14 protein-coding genes are annotated in these 16,661 nt (G+C 65.2%); 2 read left to right on the top strand and 12 right to left on the bottom strand.

Features of this window, described 5'->3' with window-relative positions; genetic code table 11:
• Nucleotides 1–40: 40 nt before the first annotated feature.
• The gene (locus Q0D31_RS03760; RefSeq protein WP_366518501.1) at nucleotides 41–1,510 is read left to right on the top strand and encodes a DNA polymerase Y family protein; all 1,470 of its coding nucleotides are present in this window, start codon (nucleotides 41–43) and stop codon (nucleotides 1,508–1,510) included.
• Nucleotides 1,507–5,070, top strand: a complete 3,564-nt coding sequence (locus Q0D31_RS03755; RefSeq protein WP_291845386.1) for an error-prone DNA polymerase — start codon at nucleotides 1,507–1,509, stop codon at nucleotides 5,068–5,070. The genes Q0D31_RS03760 and Q0D31_RS03755 overlap by 4 nt, the downstream gene beginning before the upstream one ends.
• A gap of 4 nt (nucleotides 5,071–5,074) precedes the next feature.
• Here Q0D31_RS03755 and Q0D31_RS03750 read toward each other — a convergent pair whose 3' ends face one another.
• From Q0D31_RS03750 to Q0D31_RS03695, 12 genes are all read right to left on the bottom strand, one after another.
• Complete coding sequence (locus Q0D31_RS03750; protein WP_291845375.1) at nucleotides 5,075–5,287, bottom strand: hypothetical protein; 213 nt, start codon at nucleotides 5,285–5,287, stop codon at nucleotides 5,075–5,077.
• 276 nt (nucleotides 5,288–5,563) lie between these two features.
• On the bottom strand, nucleotides 5,564–6,616 hold the full coding sequence (locus Q0D31_RS03745; RefSeq protein WP_291846745.1) for an efflux RND transporter periplasmic adaptor subunit: 1,053 nt from the start codon (nucleotides 6,614–6,616) through the stop codon (nucleotides 5,564–5,566).
• Nucleotides 6,616–7,338, bottom strand: coding sequence for an ABC transporter ATP-binding protein (locus Q0D31_RS03740; RefSeq protein ID WP_291845367.1), 723 nt, complete (start codon nucleotides 7,336–7,338; stop codon nucleotides 6,616–6,618). The genes Q0D31_RS03745 and Q0D31_RS03740 overlap by 1 nt, the downstream gene beginning before the upstream one ends.
• A complete protein-coding gene (locus Q0D31_RS03735) occupies nucleotides 7,335–8,468 on the bottom strand; it encodes an ABC transporter permease (protein ID WP_291845333.1) in 1,134 nt (377 codons plus the stop codon). The genes Q0D31_RS03740 and Q0D31_RS03735 overlap by 4 nt, the downstream gene beginning before the upstream one ends.
• A 40-nt stretch (nucleotides 8,469–8,508) precedes the next feature.
• Nucleotides 8,509–9,705 (bottom strand): acyltransferase, encoded by a 1,197-nt coding sequence (locus Q0D31_RS03730; RefSeq protein ID WP_291845322.1) that lies wholly within the window; start codon nucleotides 9,703–9,705, stop codon nucleotides 8,509–8,511.
• 211 nt (nucleotides 9,706–9,916) lie between these two features.
• The gene (locus Q0D31_RS03725) at nucleotides 9,917–10,366 is read right to left on the bottom strand and encodes an MgtC/SapB family protein (protein WP_291846742.1); all 450 of its coding nucleotides are present in this window, start codon (nucleotides 10,364–10,366) and stop codon (nucleotides 9,917–9,919) included.
• A 130-nt stretch (nucleotides 10,367–10,496) separates the two neighbouring features.
• On the bottom strand, nucleotides 10,497–10,847 hold the full coding sequence (locus Q0D31_RS03720) for a PilZ domain-containing protein (RefSeq protein ID WP_291845314.1): 351 nt from the start codon (nucleotides 10,845–10,847) through the stop codon (nucleotides 10,497–10,499).
• 112 nt (nucleotides 10,848–10,959) lie between these two features.
• Nucleotides 10,960–11,895 carry a hypothetical protein gene (locus Q0D31_RS03715; RefSeq protein ID WP_291845305.1) on the bottom strand — a complete coding sequence of 312 codons (936 nt, stop codon included), beginning with the start codon at nucleotides 11,893–11,895 and terminating at the stop codon, nucleotides 10,960–10,962.
• A 298-nt stretch (nucleotides 11,896–12,193) separates the two neighbouring features.
• On the bottom strand, nucleotides 12,194–12,964 hold the full coding sequence (locus tag Q0D31_RS03710; protein WP_291845295.1) for an SDR family oxidoreductase: 771 nt from the start codon (nucleotides 12,962–12,964) through the stop codon (nucleotides 12,194–12,196).
• A gap of 190 nt (nucleotides 12,965–13,154) precedes the next feature.
• Nucleotides 13,155–14,573, bottom strand: coding sequence for a TolC family outer membrane protein (locus Q0D31_RS03705; RefSeq protein ID WP_291845285.1), 1,419 nt, complete (start codon nucleotides 14,571–14,573; stop codon nucleotides 13,155–13,157).
• A 294-nt stretch (nucleotides 14,574–14,867) separates the two neighbouring features.
• Nucleotides 14,868–15,647 carry an enoyl-CoA hydratase gene (locus Q0D31_RS03700; RefSeq protein WP_291845277.1) on the bottom strand — a complete coding sequence of 260 codons (780 nt, stop codon included), beginning with the start codon at nucleotides 15,645–15,647 and terminating at the stop codon, nucleotides 14,868–14,870.
• Between the two features lie 112 nt (nucleotides 15,648–15,759).
• The gene (locus tag Q0D31_RS03695) at nucleotides 15,760–16,413 is read right to left on the bottom strand and encodes a hypothetical protein (protein ID WP_291845269.1); all 654 of its coding nucleotides are present in this window, start codon (nucleotides 16,411–16,413) and stop codon (nucleotides 15,760–15,762) included.
• Nucleotides 16,414–16,661 lie beyond the last annotated feature (248 nt).

The raw sequence follows: 16,661 nt of genomic DNA, 5'->3' as shown, positions 1-16,661 counted from the left end.
GGGGGGAGGGAACGACACCGTCTTCGACGCTCCCTGCGTCATCGTCGCCAGGCAAAACAACGCACTGCTGATTGATGCGCTCGACGAGACCGCCATGCGCGCCGGCCTGTCGATCGGCCTGCCGCTCGCCAATGCCCGCGCCATCTGTCCCGAGCTGACGGTGTTCGATGCCGACGCGGCGGCCGACCGCAAGACGCTCGGCGACATCGCCGACTGGTGCGATCGCTTCACGCCGCTGGTGGCGCTCGATCCGCCGCATGGGCTGTTTCTGGACATCACCGGCTGCGCCCATCTGTTCGGTGGCGAACGCGCGTTGCTGCAGGCCGCCAGCGGCGCGCTTGCGCGGCAGGGCTTTGCCGTCAGCGCCGCGATCGCCCGTACCCCGGTTTGCGCCCGCACCCTGACGCGGCAGGCGTCCGGAATAATCATTGCCGACGGCGAGGAGGCCGCGGCCGTCGGTCCGCTGCCGGTCTCCGCGCTCGGCGCTGACGAGGCCATTACCGGCGGCCTGCGCCGCGCCGGCTTGAAGACTATTGGCGACGTCGCCGCGCGCGGGCGTCACGAAATCACCGCGCGCTTCGGCGCAGGCTTCACTTGTTTGCTGGAACAGGCGCTGGGGCAGGGCGATGCGCCGATCAGCCCGCGAAAGCCGCTGCCGGATTACATTGTCGAGAAGCGCTTTCCCGAACCGGTCGCCACCGAGGCCGTGATCGCGCTGAATTTGTCCGCGCTGTCAGCCATGCTGGTCACGGCGATGGACCGGCAGGGCAAGGGCGCGCGGCGGCTGGAAGCCAGCTTCTTCCGCACCGATGGCGCGGTGCGCACGATATCGGTCGAGACCGGACGGCCCGTAACCAGGGCGGAGGTGATCGGCCGCCTGTTTCGCGAGCGGCTCGATGCGCTGAACGATCCGCTCGACCCCGGTTTCGGCTTCGATCTCGTCAGGCTTTCCGCCAGCCGCACCGAAATCGTGGTGCAGCAGCAGCGTGACCTCGACTCCAATGTCCATGACAATGACGCGCTCGCCGCGCTGATCGACCGCATCGCCGCCCGCATCGGCGGCAGGCGCGTCGTCGTGCATCTGCCCGAGGATACCCACATTCCCGAACGCGCGGTGCTGGCCGCACCGGCCCAGCATCACCTGGCGGCCGCAGCGCAGGCGGCATGGCCGGCGCGTGTCGAAAGCGAGCCGCCGCTACGCCCGTTGCGGCTGTTCGACCGCCCGGAGCCGATCAAGGTGCCGTTCGCAACCGTGCCCGACGGACCGCCGCATCAATTCACCTGGCGCCGCGTCACCCATGCGGTGGTGCGGGTGGAAGGGCCGGAACGCATCGCCATGGAATGGTGGAAATCGGACGGCGCTGGCCCGACGCGGGATTACTTCCGCATCGAGGATGAGGCGGGCTTGCGCTTCTGGATCTTTCGCGACGGGCTTTATGAAAGCGAACCAGCGGAGGGGGCAGGCCAGCCATCTTCTATCCGATGGTTCGTGCATGGGCTGTTCGCATGAACGGCCCCGCGAACATTACGCAAGTTGAAGCAAAGCCCGGCTATGCCGAGATCGGCATCACCACCAATTTCTCGTTCCTGCGCGGCGGCTCGGATCCGCGCGCCTATGTGCATCAGGCCAGCGAACTCGGCCTTGCCGCGATCGGGATCGCCGACCACAACACGCTGGCCGGCGTCGTGCGGGCTTGGAAAGAACTGGATAACCCCGAGGTCACGCAGAAGCCAAGGCTCCTGATCGGATCTCGCCTGGTCTTCATCGATGGCACGCCGGACATTCTGGCCTATCCGCGCGACCGCGCCGCCTACGGCCGGCTGTGCCAAATGCTCACCCGCGGCAAGCGCGGCAATGAAGCCAAAGCGTTTTCGAGCGAAGTGGAAACCGGTTCGCGTCAAGAAAACGCGTCAAATGAAGAATCTGGAGCTCCGTTTCGATTCCATCGAAACGGAGAAGGTTCCCAGCGGGTTGAGAAAGGCGAATGCCATCTGGGGTTCGACGACCTGCTCGAATTTTGCGAAGGCCAGCTTCTGGTGCTGATTTTGCCGCACCGCTTCGATGCGGCGGGCGCGCAAAAAATCCTGGAGCGCCTGAACGACAGCCGCGCCGATGGCGTGTGGCTCGCCGCCAGCATTCTTTACCGGGGCGACGACAAGCGCCGCCTGGCGCGGCTGCATCGCCTGGCGCTGGCCGCCAAAGTCCCGCTGCTGGCGACCAACGAGGTGCTGTACCACCATCCCGCCCGCCGTCCGCTGCAGGACGTGCTGACATGCATCCGCGAGAAGACCACCATCGACGCCATCGGCCGGCGCCTGGAAGCCAATGCCGAGCGCCATCTCAAGCCGCCGCATGAAATGGCGCGGCTGTTTCGCGACGTTCCCCAGGCGATCGCGGAGACCATGCGTTTTGCGGAACGCATTTCGTTTTCGCTCGACCAGCTCAAGTACCAGTATCCCGACGAGCCGGTGCCGCCGGGCAAGACCGCGCAGCAGCACCTGGAGGATCTGACCTGGGCCGGGGTCGATGAGTATTTCAACGGGGGGATCGACGACAGGCTGCGGGCCACCCTGCGCAAGGAACTCGCGCTGATCGCCGAGCTCAACTACGCGCATTACTTTCTGACCGTGCATGACATCGTTCATTATGCGCGCCGCCAGAACATCCTCTGCCAGGGCCGCGGCTCGGCGGCAAACTCGGCCGTCTGCTACGTGCTCGGCATCACCTCGGTCGATCCGACCAAGGTCGATCTCTTGTTCGAGCGCTTCATTTCCAGGGAACGGCTGGAGCCGCCCGACATCGACGTCGATTTCGAACATTCGCGGCGCGAGGAGGTGATGCAATATGTCTACCGCCGCTATGGCCGCCACCGCGCCGCCATCATCGCAACCGTCATCCACTACCGGCCGCGGTCCGCGATCCGCGATGTCGGCAAGGCGCTGGGGCTGACCGAGGACGTGACCGCAGCCCTCGCCGATACCGTATGGGGAAGCTGGGGCCGGGGCCTCAACGAGATGCAGGTCCGCCAGGCCGGGCTTGACCCGGCGAATGCCATGGTCGAACTCGCGGTCGCGCTCGCCACCGAGCTGATCGAGTTTCCCCGCCACCTGTCGCAGCATGTCGGCGGCTATGTGCTGACGCAGGACCGGCTCGACACCTATGTGCCGATCGGCAATGCGGCGATGGAGGACCGCACCTTCATCGAATGGGACAAGGACGACGTCGACGCGCTCAACATGATGAAGGTCGACGTGCTGGCGCTGGGCATGCTGACCTGCATCCGCAAATGCTTCGACCTGATCGACGCCCACAAGGGCGATCGCTGGGATCTGGCCAGCGTCCCGCAGGACGACAGGCCGGTCTACGACATGCTGTGCCGGGGTGAATCGCTCGGGGTGTTCCAGGTCGAGAGCCGCGCCCAGATGAACATGCTGCCGCGCCTGAAGCCGCGGACCTTCTACGATCTCGTCATCGAGGTCGCGATCGTCCGCCCCGGTCCGATCCAGGGTGACATGGTGCATCCTTATCTGCGGCGGCGGAACGGCATCGACGAGGTCAGCTATCCATCGCCGTCGCCCGAACACGGTCCGCCGGATGAATTGCATAGGGTGCTGCACAAGACGCTCGGCGTGCCGCTGTTCCAGGAACAGGCGATGCGGATCGCGATCGAGGCCGCCAGATTCACCCCCGAGGAAGCCAACGGGCTGCGCCGCGCGATGGCGACCTTCCGCAATGTCGGCACCATCGGCAGGTTCGAAGACAAGATGATCGGCAACATGATCGTGCGCGGCTATGCGCCGGACTTCGCCAGAAAATGCTTCGAGCAGATCAAGGGGTTTGGCTCTTACGGTTTTCCGGAAAGCCATGCCGCAAGCTTCGCCCAGCTCGTCTATATCTCGTCATGGCTGAAGCACCACCATCCCGACGCCTTCTGCTGCGGGTTGCTCAATTCCCAGCCGATGGGCTTTTACGCCCCCGCCCAGATCGTCGGCGACGCCCGCAGCAACGGCGTCGAGGTCCGCGAGGTCGATGTCTCCTTCAGCTTCGGGCAGAACACGCTGGAGGAGGGGAAAGGAAGATATTGCGCAGTGCGGCTCGGGTTCCGCCAGATCGACGGGTTTCACTGGGTCGATGCGGATGAGGAGCGGTTGAAACAAAGCCAGTCGTCGTTCCGGGGCACGCGAAGCGTGAACCCGGAACCTCGAGATTCCGGGTTCGATGCTGTCGCATCGCCCCGGAATGACGACAGAGAAATCGACTGGGCCGAGCGCATCGTCGCCGCGCGAAATCGCCGTCCGTTCGCCTCGCTGGAGGATTTCGCCCGCGACACCGGCCTGCCGAGGCGGGCGCTGATCCTGCTGGCGGACGCCGATGCGTTCCGCTCCATCGGGCTCGATCGCCGCGCCGCGCTGTGGGCGGTGCGGCGGCTGCCCGCCGGCGTGCCGTTGCCGCTGTTCGAGGCCGCGACTGCGCGCGAGCAGCCCGACGAGATTGCACAACCACTGCCGCTGATGACGCTGCCGGAGCAGGTGGTCGCCGATTACCAGACCGTCCGATTGTCGCTGAAGGGCCACCCGATGGAATTCCTGCGCGGGATGTTTGCCAGCGAGCAGGTGGTCGCCTGCAACGAGGTCAACCATCGCAACGACAGGCGCCGGGTCCGCTGTGCCGGCGTGGTGCTGGTACGGCAGCGTCCGGGCAGCGCCAGGGGCGTCGTGTTCATGACTCTCGAGGACGAAACCGGCATCGCCAACATCGTCGTCTGGCCCACGGTGATGGAGCAGTATCGCAAGGAGGTGATGGGCGCCCGCCTCATCCTGGTCGAAGGCTATATCCAGAGCAGCCCGGAACAGGTGACGCATCTGGTGGCGCAGCGGCTGTTCGACCGTTCCCACGAGCTGATCGGCCTCGCCAATGACTCAATCAGCCGCAAACACCCGGTGCCGGCAGGCCCTACACTGATCGAGCCGCTCAACGACGACCGCCGGCAGGACCCTGGCAATCCCGCGCAGAAGATTCGTCATCCCCGCAACGTCCGCATCCTGCCGCCGTCGCGGGATTTTCATTGAGCGGCTACCAGTAGATCAATCCCCGCTGCGTCCTTCCGACGTAACTTCCTGCAAATTTCGCCAGCCTTTGCTTTTCGGCGCAATGCGCCGCCAGCGCCTCGTACAGCCTTGTCTCGATGAACGGGGCGTGATCCCTGCTGGTCGAGGCCGCCTCGGCGGTTGCCGTTATCAGGGCGCTGATCTGGCGTATCAGCAGATCGTCGGTTGATAGCTGCATATCCTTCTCCTTCGATCACCGTCCCGCCAGTGTTCCTGATTTCGGGACTCGGATGCAAGTCGCAACCTTCAGCGAAGGGTGAACCTGCGCATTTCCTGCAACCGGACGCGGCAATATTCCCGGTACAAGATGTTGATGAGCTTCCACATGGTGGACTCCACTGAGTTATCAGCGGCCACCCTATGTCGGCACTGTTTCGGGACTTCTTTCTCGCCCGGGAAAACGGCTTCGCGGGGAAGCGCGGATGTGTCATGCCGCCGCGGCCACGAAACACCTTCACGGCGTCGTGATCTTGTCCGGCTGGAAGTAGACATCCGCCTTCATTCCGACCGTGAGCTCTCCCGGGCCCGTCACCGCAACCATCACCCGAACGATATCCACCTCGCTCTGGTTGCGCGATCCCGGCGGCTCAAGGCGGCCGGGCTCGACCAGCGGCGCGACCGAGGCGACGCTGCCCTCGAACTCGCGGCCGGGAAACGCGGTCACCCGCACGGTTGCGGCCTGGCCAACCCTGATCGCCCCGATGTCGCGTTCGTCCAGTTCTGCGCGCACGCACAGGGACGAGAGGTCGGCGAGCTGCAGCGGCGGCTGCGGCGAACCGGGCGAGACGGCCTCGCCCATCCGCACATTGACCTGCAGCACAGTGCCGTCAATCGGAGCGCGCACCGTCATTTTATCGAGGGTGGCGCGCGCGATCGCAAGTTCCGACCGCGCGATACTGAGCTGTCCCTCCAGCGAGGTCGGCAAGGCGGCGTCGTCCTCGGCGGTGCGAAGCTCCTCCCGCTTTGTCAGCAGTTCATTCTGGGCGCGCGTCAGTGCCAGCCTGGCGGCGGTCAGGTCGGCATCCGGCCCGCCATGGGCGCGCAGCTTCGCAGCAGCCCGGTCCACGGCGGCTTGCGCCTCATATTGCGCCCGTTCCGCCTCGGCCATGGCATCCTGGGCCCTGCGCCGCGTTCTTGCGCTGCCTGTCGCCGATCGTTCATCCCGCGCGCGTTCGCGGATGGCGACCTGGGTTTCCGCCGCCGCCAGCCTGGCCCGAAGCTCGTCGTCGGCGAGCTGGATCAGCGGTTCGCCGGCAAACACCTTGTCGTTGGCCTTTACCAGCACCTTGTGGACCACGCCGAGGACAGCCGCGGCGACCTTGATCTGGCCGGAGCAGGCTTCGACGCGGCCGGGCGCAACCGCCTGCCAGCGTTTTTCCGGCGGTGTGTCGGCCGAAAGGCCCCACATCGCCGGCCTGCCGGGGCCGGCTGCTTTCACCACAAACAGCACCCCGAGGACCGCGATCGCGGCGAGAGCGGCAGCCACAGCTATCCGGCGCTTCGACATCACGCGTGGTCCTCCAGCACGTTGCGTTGCGGCTTGCCGCGCTCCTCGCCAATGATCCGTCCGTCCTCGATGTGAACGACCCGGTCCGCGAACGGCAACAGCCGCGGATCATGCGTCACGATCAGCACGGCGCGCCCCGGTTCGCGGGCGACCTCCGCCAGCAGCTTCATGATCGCCTGGCCGTTCTCGCCATCGAGCGCGGCTGTCGGCTCGTCGGCAAGTATGATGGCGGGGTCTGCGACAATGGCCCGGGCGATCGCGACGCGCTGCTGTTCGCCGCCGCTGAGTTCGCGCGGATACGCCTTTGTCTTGTGGGCCAGACCGACCCTGGCCAACGCATCGCGGGATCTCGCCCTTGCCGCCCTGGCGGGCTCGCCGCGCACGTCGAGCGCCAGCCGCACATTGTCGCTGGCAGACAGGGTCGGAAACAGGTGAAACGACTGGAAGACGAATCCCACATGCTCGCGCCGGAGCCGCGCCAGCTCCTCGGGATCGGCGCCGGCGGTCGGTTGCCGGCAGATGCGAACCGTTCCTTCCGTCGGCGACAGCATGCATCCGAGAATGGACAGCAGCGTGGTCTTGCCGCTGCCGGAAGGCCCCATCAGCAATGTCAGTTCGCCGCCGCCGAGCGAAAGGCTGACGCCCCTCAGCGCTGCAACCCTGGCAGCGCCGCTGCCAAGGTCCTTTGTTACGCCGATGGCCTCGAGCAACGGGTCGGTCATCGCGTGAACACCATGGCAGGATCGATGCGGGTGACCTGGACGATCGCTGCAAGGGATGAGCCGACGCACATGATGATGGTCAGAACCAGCAGTCCGCCGACCAGTCCGGGCGTGATGACGATCGGCAGGGCGGATTCGGCGGTCATTCGCACGATGAGGTCGCCGATCAGCACTGCGATGGAGAAGCCGATGACGGCACTGAGCAACGCCTGCCAGATGATGACCTGGTAGATATAGCGCCGCGACGAGCCCATGGCCCGCAGGGTGGCAAATTCGTTCAGGTGCTCCTTCGTACTTGCGTAAAGCGTCTGCGCGACAACGACGGTGCCGACGATCACGCCAAGCAGGGCGCCGGCGAAGAGCGCGGCGCCGGCGCCGGTGCCGAACAGCCAGAACGATCGGCTGCGTTCGCGGAACTCGGCCGGGGTGAGAACCTCGACCCCATCGATGTTCGACATCAGTTGACGGCGAGCGTGATCGAGGTTGGCGTCGGCGCCAAGGCGGACAATGAGATAGGTGGCCTTGCCGGAGGGAACCCCCGTATGCGTCCGCGCCCGGTCGACGTCCATGAACACGAACGGCGTCGTGGTGAACGAACGGATGCCGCTGGTCACGGCCGCCACCCGGACCGGCTGTTGCCGGATTTCGGCGGTCGCCCCCATCCCGGAGACGCCAAGACGGTCAAAATAGGTCCTGTCGACCGCGACTGCTTTCGGCGTCGAGAGCGCCTCGATCCGGCCTTCGACCAGGTTCCATGGCTGCAGGCCGCCTGATCGCAGATCCGAACCGACAATGAAAACCGGGGTCGTCGCGCCGCCCGCTACGCGCCAATCTGCAAATCCGATCACGACGGGAGTGGCGTCCGCCACGCCGCTGATGGCAAGCGCGCGGTAACGCTCGCGCGTGTTGAGCAGGGAAGGGTCCTCGAAGCATTTCGTGCCCCGCGGCATCACCCAGAGGTCGGCGGAGGCGTGGTCGATCATGGTCGTCACCATGCGTCCGAAGCCCAGATAAAGTCCCATCTGAACCGTCACCAGCACGATGGAAAACACGATCCCGATCACCGTCGCAACGAAACGCAACCGGTCATGAAACAGGTTTCGCAATGCGAGGGTGAAAACCAGCGGCATGGTGGGCTCAGCTATTTTCGGTCCAGTGTCAATTCGGGCTTCATGCGCTGCGCATGCCGCGTATCGTCTGGTTCAGCCGCGAGATCGGTAGCGCGCCGCCGATGGCGGCGGCGAGCGACCAGCTGACGATCAGGGTGCCGCCGAACACGGTCGCGGCCTTGCCGATCGCAGACAGGCCGGTGTCGAGTAGCGCGTATTGCAGCCACACGGCGGGCGCATAGTGAACCAGATACATGCGGTAGGCATTGGCCGAAAGACTGTCGAACGCCCATACCAGCCGGTGCGCAAAGCGCAGGCAGATCGCCAGCGAGCAGAGGCAGCTGGTCGCGCAGGCCACGGCGAAACCGGCGCCGGACGCGAGTTTCGCGATCAGGGGAGCGTTGCTCCAGTCCGCCACCACCACCGACGTCGGCGCGGCCCAGAGCAGGAAACCGGCAAGGGCTGCGGCAAGCCATGCCGGCCAGCGCCGCGCCAGCACCCCGTCGCAATCGAGCAGGCCGCGATTGAGTCCGCAACTTCCGACCGCCACGCCGGCAGCGAAATAGACGAGGTAGTGCAATGGGCGGCTGGATTGGAATGCGAAGGCGCCGACGTTTACCCATGCAAAGGGCGAATAGGCCAGCAACAGTGGAATATAGGCTGCCGCGGAAATCGTCGTCAGGCCGACCAGGAACCGGACAGGATTCACGTCTTCGACCAGCCGGGCAAGCCGCCGCTCCCATCCCGGCATGAACCGGTGGGCCGCGGCCGCGAGAATGTTGAATGCCAATAGCTGGCCCAGGAACCACTGCGGTCCGCAGGGCCAGAACGGCAGCGCAAGCCAATGCTGCCAGTAGGCCGCAAGATCGGGATCCGCGGCCGTGACGCGATAGGCCGGGTAATAGGCGAGCGGTGCAAGGAAAGCGACGGCCAGCGCGAACGGAACGCCGATGCGCAGCGCGCGGTCTGACAAGAACTTCCCGCTTCCCCTGCCTGCAAGGCCTGGTGACACGAACAGGCCGGAGAGGAAGAACATCAGCGACATCAGCCCCACGTCTTGCCAGGCGCAGAACAGGTCGAAGCCGAACCATCGCTGGCTGTCGATGACCGGAAAGGCCAGCCACAGATAGGGCGTGCTGTCGAACGGATACGCGGTGGCCGGAAGCGAGGCGAGGTAGGGCAGAACCGAGTGGAACGCGAGCACGATCAGAATCACAACCGCCCGAAGATTGACCAGGGCCAGGCTTGATCTGCTCATGTTCGCAAGGCCTCGCGCCAGTTCTGCAACATCCGCACGAGCATATCTCTGTCCCGAGATACGCAACTGCGCCCATATATTGGTCTGCAATTCGCCGGCAACGTGACAATTTGGTGGCGTGCCATGGCGGCAGACCGGGATGGCTGCTCCGGTTGCACTGCAGCGCGGTCCGGAGGCCTGAGGCCGAGCCGCTGATTGAGACCCGCTGCGGTCAATCGGCTCCGTCGCCTTCGCCTTTCTTGAGGTCGCCGTCCTCCTTGACCATCGTGAGCAGCTTCAGCGTCAGGAACGTGAAAACCGCGACGGTCACCGCGACGTCGTAGCTGCCCAGCCCGACCGAGACGCCGATCGCGCCGGTCGCCCACAGGCTCGCCGCCGTCGCGGTGCCCTGTACGCTGTGGCCCAGTTTGAGGATCGCGCCGCCGCCGATGAAGCCAATGCCGGTGATCAGTCCTTCGATGACCTTGGCCATGCCGTCGGGGGAATGCACGAGCAGGTTTTCGCTGGCCTGCACGAATCCGCAGCTTGCGAGGGCGACAAGCGGAAAGGTTCGCAGCCCGGCGCTTCGCGTGCGCTTCTCCCGATCCCAGCCGATCGGGACCGCGAGCGCGAAGGCCGCGGCGAGGGCGAGAAAATGTGTGCCTATCTGAAACCTGTTCAATAGTCTGTGCCGTGAAACGAAAGCCCCGTCCGTGTGATACACGACAGGCCCGCCGCGAGACAATGCTTCTCCCGTCAGACCGGAGCCGGCGATCGTCCCGCTGCATCGCGGGATATCTTCGGTTGCACGCTCAGGTTTGGAAGTCGCCACCCACGATGATCGGCTTCTCTGCGGCCGGAGAGGCTGGAGCTTGCGCCAGGCCGTCGTGCTCAGCCAGGAACTTGATGCCGTAGGTCTTGCCGCGGCGCCACACGACCTCGCAGCCCTGCCGCTTCGGATGCTCCGGCACCAGCGCCAGCAGGAAGCGGTCCCTGACGTCGATCGCGGCATCGGTTGCGATCTTGGCGCCGCCTGGCGAGACATCGAGGACGAAGCATTCGATCTTCGTCACGCCGTCATCGACCGTCATCCAGGTCGGCCGCTTGCGCAATTCGCGCCGCGGCTCTCGCTGAACCTTTGTCTTTGCGTCTTCTAAAGGCATATGACCATCCGTCGTTGAGCCGGCCAGGCGCAACCGGTCCTTACCTTGAAGGATATTCTGTAAGGTTCCCTTAGTTGATTAAGTTCAAGTTTACCGGTCTGGAGACGGATGATTAATGCACCGGCATGCGCGCCAGGCTGACGCCGGCAGCCGCCGGTATCGCGCCCGGCGGCCCGCTTGCAACCGCAGCCTCGGTCCGATAGCGGGGTAGCTCATGGTCGAGCGAATATGCGACGCACAGCGCGAGGCTCGCCCAGACCGCCGCACTGAAATAAAGCGACATCCAGGCGATCTCGCCCTTCCACTCGGCAAGGTCGTGCGTCACCACCCAGCGCGTGCTGACGTCGCGGAGACCCTCGCGGGGTCTTAGGCGCCGGTCGCCATCGGCAGCCCCGGTCCGCCAGCGACTGAGGTACATCGGGACGTCGACGCTCATTAGAAACGCCAGGTAGAACGCGATCCCGCCGATCGTCACGGCGAGGACCACGCGCACCGATCCATGAAATTCCGGCAGCAGCCGGCAAAGCCCGACCCCGATGATGAAGAAGGCGACCGCCCATAGCGAATTCTCGATCGCGTTACCGAGGTAATTCCGGGTCAGCACCGCATGCCATGACAGGTATTCGGCGACCAGGATCAGGGGCACGATTACCCATGCCGCAGTCACGGCGGTTTCCGCGCCCGTCATCGTGCCCAATTGGTGCAGGATGATCGCCCACTGCGCCACGAAGCAGAGCTCGGCCACCGTCGCCACCGAGCGGCCGACGACGACGCTCGACAGCCAGGTGTCGAACAGGCAGATCCGCTGCACGTCGGCGCGCGGCAGGACCGAGCGGAAGGCGCAGCCGAAAACATACGCCGCACAGAGCAGCAGCATGAGTTCGATCCCGGAGCCGGTACCGCCCGGCGTCTGCTGGGGAAGCAGCCGATACAGCCAGAACCAGGCCGCGATGTTGACCGCGCTGACGACGCTCAGCAGGCCCCACCACCAGGAAACGGGGTTGGACCAGGCCAGGGAATCCGGCCGCGCCCGCCATTCCAAACTCATTCGCTGCTCCAAAATTTACTGAACTGACATCTGATTGCAGCAATAGTGTCATAAATCGCGGCTGGTCACGAAAAAATACGTGTGAGAGGTTCTCCCTGTTCGGGAGCGGCTCGGACCAGGTGATGCGGGTCTTGGTGGTTGCGGTGCCGCAGGCCGAGGAGCGCGGCATCCATCGAATGGCCCGCGCTGGCGCGATGGCGATCGCTTCGCGCTGGCGTCTGCCGTTCGTTGGTAGGAGCGGCGCAGACGCGCCGTTTCCCCCTCACGGGCCTGGCGCGCAGAACGCCGGGCGCGTACCTCAGAAATTCACCCGGTTCGAGATCGCGCCATCGACGACGAGATTGGAGCCTGTCGTGTACGAGGAGGCCGGGCTCGCCAGGAACACGGCGGCGTTGGCAATCTCCTGCGGGGTCGCCATGCGGCCGGTCGGGTTGCGTGCCAGCGTATCGTGGTAACGCTTGGGCATGTTCTGCTCGATCGTGTTCCAGATCCCGCCCTTGAAATAGACCGTGCCCGGCGACACCACGTTGACGCGGATCTTCTTGCCCGCATATTGCCGCGCCAGCCCCTTGGCCATGTGGATCAGTGCCGCCTTGATCGGACCGTAGGAGCTGGCGTTGTCGGCCTGCGCGGCGGAAATTGAAGAGATGATGACGCAGGCGGCATCGCCGCGCTGCTCGCCGCTGGCTTCGAGGAAGGGCCGCGCGGCCTCGAACGCATGCACCGCGCCGAGCACGTCGAGCCGGAAATTCTGCTCCCATGACGCGGCATCGCCGCCCTGCGCCATGGCGCCGGCGTTGGAGAACAGCATGTCGATGCTGCCCAGTTCCCGGGCGACATCCGTAATCCACGATTTCAGCGCGGCGCCGTCGGTGACGTCCACGGGGGCGCCGGTCGCCCGAACGCCCTTGGCCTTCAGTTCGGCCACGGTGGCCGCGACTTGATCGGCGTTGCGGGCGCAGACAGCGACGCCGGCGCCTTCGCCCGCCAGTGTATCCGCGATCGCCCGCCCAATGCCGCGCGTGCCGCCAAGCACGATTGCGTTTCTCCCCTTCAAACCCAAATCCATTTGTTTTTCCTTTGTTGATCCGCGCTGCATAGGTGCGGCGTGCATTGTAACGGCGCGGACGGCTGCGAAGAAAGCTTAAACTGCGCAAACAACGCTGTCTCTTCATCGAGGAGGGCCGATGATCGAAACAAACCTCGGGCGATCAGCGCCGCGAGAACGCGATGGCAAGAAAATCGCGAGCTATCGCCAACTATTGTCCCGACGGGGTCCGCAGCCCGTGCCAGGCGTCGCGCACCTGATGATAATGCACTTCCGGCAGATAGTCCGGCGTGTTGAGGCCGAGCGTCTTGACGTCGAGCCGTCCAATGGCGCTGAGGAGGGTGTAGGAGGCGATGACGCGATCGCGCTGCGCGCCGATCAATCGCGCCTTCGCCAAAACCAGGTCCTGCTGCGAGTTGAGCACGTCGACCGTGGTGCGCTGGCCGCCGGCCGCTTCACGCCGCACGCCGTCGAGGGCGACGGTGGCGGCGCGCACCTCGGACTCGGACGCGGCGACGGCGACCTTGGCGCCTTCATTGGCGACCCAGGCGCCGACCGCCGCCGTGCGTGCCTGGTTGCGGAACAGGTCCAGCACCAGCCGGCTTTGGGCCGCGATTTCCTTGGCCTGTCGGGTCCGCGAGGCCGCAAGGCCGCCATCGTAGATCGGTTGCGTCAGTTGGCCGGCCACCGAGGCTTGGTCCGTCCCGAAGCTGCCGAGGGTGGCGTCCGTCTGCCTGTTGCGGCTGACGCTGCCCTGCAATTCGATCCTCGGCATCAAACTGCTCTCGGCGACGCGGATGGAGGTGGAGGCGACGTCAACGTCAAAGCTTGCCGCCATCACCGTCGGATGCTGCCGGAAGGCGAGGCCTGGAGCGTCCTCGCGGCTGCGCGGCAGCAGGCGGTCGACGGTTTCCGCCGGGCGGAGCTGGGTCGGCGCGTTGCCGATCACCTGGCTATAGGTCGCCTGGCTCACGGCCAGATTGACTTCGGCGGCATTCAGATCGGCGCGCCCGCGGTTCAGGCGAGCCTCGGCCTGCGCGGTATCGGTCGGGGTGACGTCGCCGGCATTGAGCCGCTTTCGGGTAATGTCGAGCGTTTCCTGCAGGAACGCAACATTGGCCCGCTGGGCTTCGACCAGTGATTGGTTGGCCAGAACATTTGTGTAGACGGTGACGGCGTCAAGCAGCACGCCCTGACCAACGTTGCGCAGCGCCTCGCGGCCTGATTGCACCTGCAACTCCGCCACGCGCACGCTGTTGGCGGTCTTGAAACCGTCGAACAGCGTCTGGGTCACGGTGACCCCGACGGTCCATGGCCTAAGGGTTGCGGACTGGATCGTGTTGTCGGGCAGCAGGTTCCGCACGGCCTGAAGGCCGGCCGATAGCCCGGCCACGATCTGCGGCCGGTAGCCCGAAAGCGCCTGCGGCACGTTCTCGTCGGTAGCGCGCTGGCGCGCGCGCTCGGCATTGAGCTGGGGATTGGTCTGATAGGCCTTGGTCAGCGCCTCCGGGAGGCTTTCGCCTTGCGCGGCCGGCGCGGCCAACGCCACGCACGTCACAACGCCCAAGGCAATGCTCGATCGAAACGCGCGCCGTCCGGCACGACCGAATACTATCTTGCGCTTACGCATCTGATGCCGTCGCGAACACGAGGACGTAACAGTCCATCCTGATGAAAACCCGCGCCATCTCGCCTGAACTTAGTCCCGTGGGAAACCGGCTTGCCTATCTCGCGCCACCCGACCGCAGTGCTATTCTATCTGTCCATGCTGCGGTGCGGCAACAGATAAACCGCTGCGCGACATTAACGCACACCGCCTTCTTTTTGCGGGTGGGCTCACCGGCGAAGCCTGGCGTGTCGTGCTCTCTGTGGTGCTGAAGCGGGGAAGGGGACGATAGCGCAGTGCTGCTCCGGCCTCGCCGCCCTACCTGTTCCTGTTCACCGGCTTGCGCTTCTCGATGAACGCGGCCATGCCTTCGGCGCGGTCTTCCAGGGCAAAGGTCGCGTGGAACAGGTTGCGCTCGACGTTCATCCCCTCCGACAGCGGGGTCTCGAAGGCGCGGTTGATGGCTTCCTTGGCCATGGCGGCCGCAGGGCGCGACATCGAGGCGATTTTTTCGGCGGCCGCCAGCGCCTCTTCCATCAACTTGTCCGCCGGCACGACGCGGCTGACGAGGCCGGAGCGCTCGGCCTCCGCGGCGTCCATCATGCGTCCGGTCAGGCAGAGGTCCATGGCCTTGGACTTGCCGACCGCGCGCGTCAGGCGCTGGGTGCCACCGATGCCCGGTATGGTGCCGAGCGTGATTTCCGGCTGGCCGAATTTCGCGGTGTCGGACGCAATGATGATGTCGCACATCATCGCCAGTTCGCAGCCGCCGCCGAGCGCGTAGCCGCTGACGGCCGCGATCGTCGGCTTGCGGCAGGTGGCGACACGGTCGCCGCCGATCGACGCAAAGTCGCTGGAGAACATGTCGATGAAGCCTTTCGGCTGCATCTCCTTGATATCGGCGCCGGCGGCGAACGCCTTTTCGCTGCCGGTGAGCAGAATGCAGCCGATCCGGTCGTCGTTCTCGAACGCATCGACGGCGGCGGCGATCTCGCGAAACACGCCAAACGACAGCGCGTTGAGCATCTTCGGTCGATTGAGCGTGATGATGCCAACCGCTCCCTTGCTCTCGACAATGATGTGTTCGAACGTCGCCATGGTTCACCTCGGGTAGCCGATTTCGCGGGCAATGTGCCCGTTGGCGAGGTGGGCTTCAAGTGGGAGCGCGGTACAGCCGGGTGCGTGGCAGCCTCCGTTGCACGGATATGAACTACGCCAGGAGCATGCGCGCCGCGGAGGCCATCGTCAGCAGGGCGCCGACCGCAATCAGGATCTTTCCGATCAGCGAAGCTTGATCCAGACCGTCGCCGCTGGATGCCATGGCCGTTGGTGGTGATGCGGGCCTCAGTGGAGCGATCGCGACCGTCTGCTCCGAACGGGTTTCCTGCAAGCTCTGATCGAACTCATTGCGCGGACCGGAAAAAAGTCCGGCGCGATCGGCGGGAACTTGCGCCTCAACCGTTCCGCTCGCCGCCGCCAGCAGGTTGAAGCCGGCCTTGGCCGTCATCGCCTCCGACATCGCTCTCGCGCTGTCGGGCGCGGCATCCGGCAGATTCATTTGCGCGTTGGCGTTGGCCACCCAGGCCGGGATAGCGGGCGGGCCGCTGCCGCTTACGTCCGCTACTTTCTTGTCCGCCGACTTTTGAGTCGCGGCGGCTTTAACGGCTTTGCGATCGTGTTTGCGAGCGGGTTGGCCCTTCAGACTGCGTAAATGCTGCGCGGATTTTCCTGACGTGCCGCGTATCGATTTGGTAGCCGCGGCCTCGTCCGGGCTGGTTGCGGTTGCCGGCATCGGTGCAGCCAGACACCCCAGGACCCCTGCGACCAACAGCAGTGCCGAGCCTGCGCTGGCTCTCATCATCATGGGGTTGCTCCCGTTGGCCCGCCGGCAGGAAAGAGACTGCGCCGCTTGTCTACAACGCGGCGAAAAAAGGGAATCTTCGAGGAATCGCGCAACTATTGGGCAAGACCGGCGGGCTAGGGCAGTTCCCTCAACGCGTGGAGGGCCAGGTCGGGATGCTAACCATGCCGATCAATGTTAAGAGCGGCTCGTGCGGGAACCCGTCTGCTGAGTCCCGCACGGCGCCAGACCGCCCATCACGATCTTGTGAG

This window comes from Bradyrhizobium sp., from assembly GCF_022844465.1.
Classification (GTDB): domain Bacteria; phylum Pseudomonadota; class Alphaproteobacteria; order Rhizobiales; family Xanthobacteraceae; genus Bradyrhizobium.
This window is presented reverse-complemented; position numbering and strand designations above follow the sequence as displayed.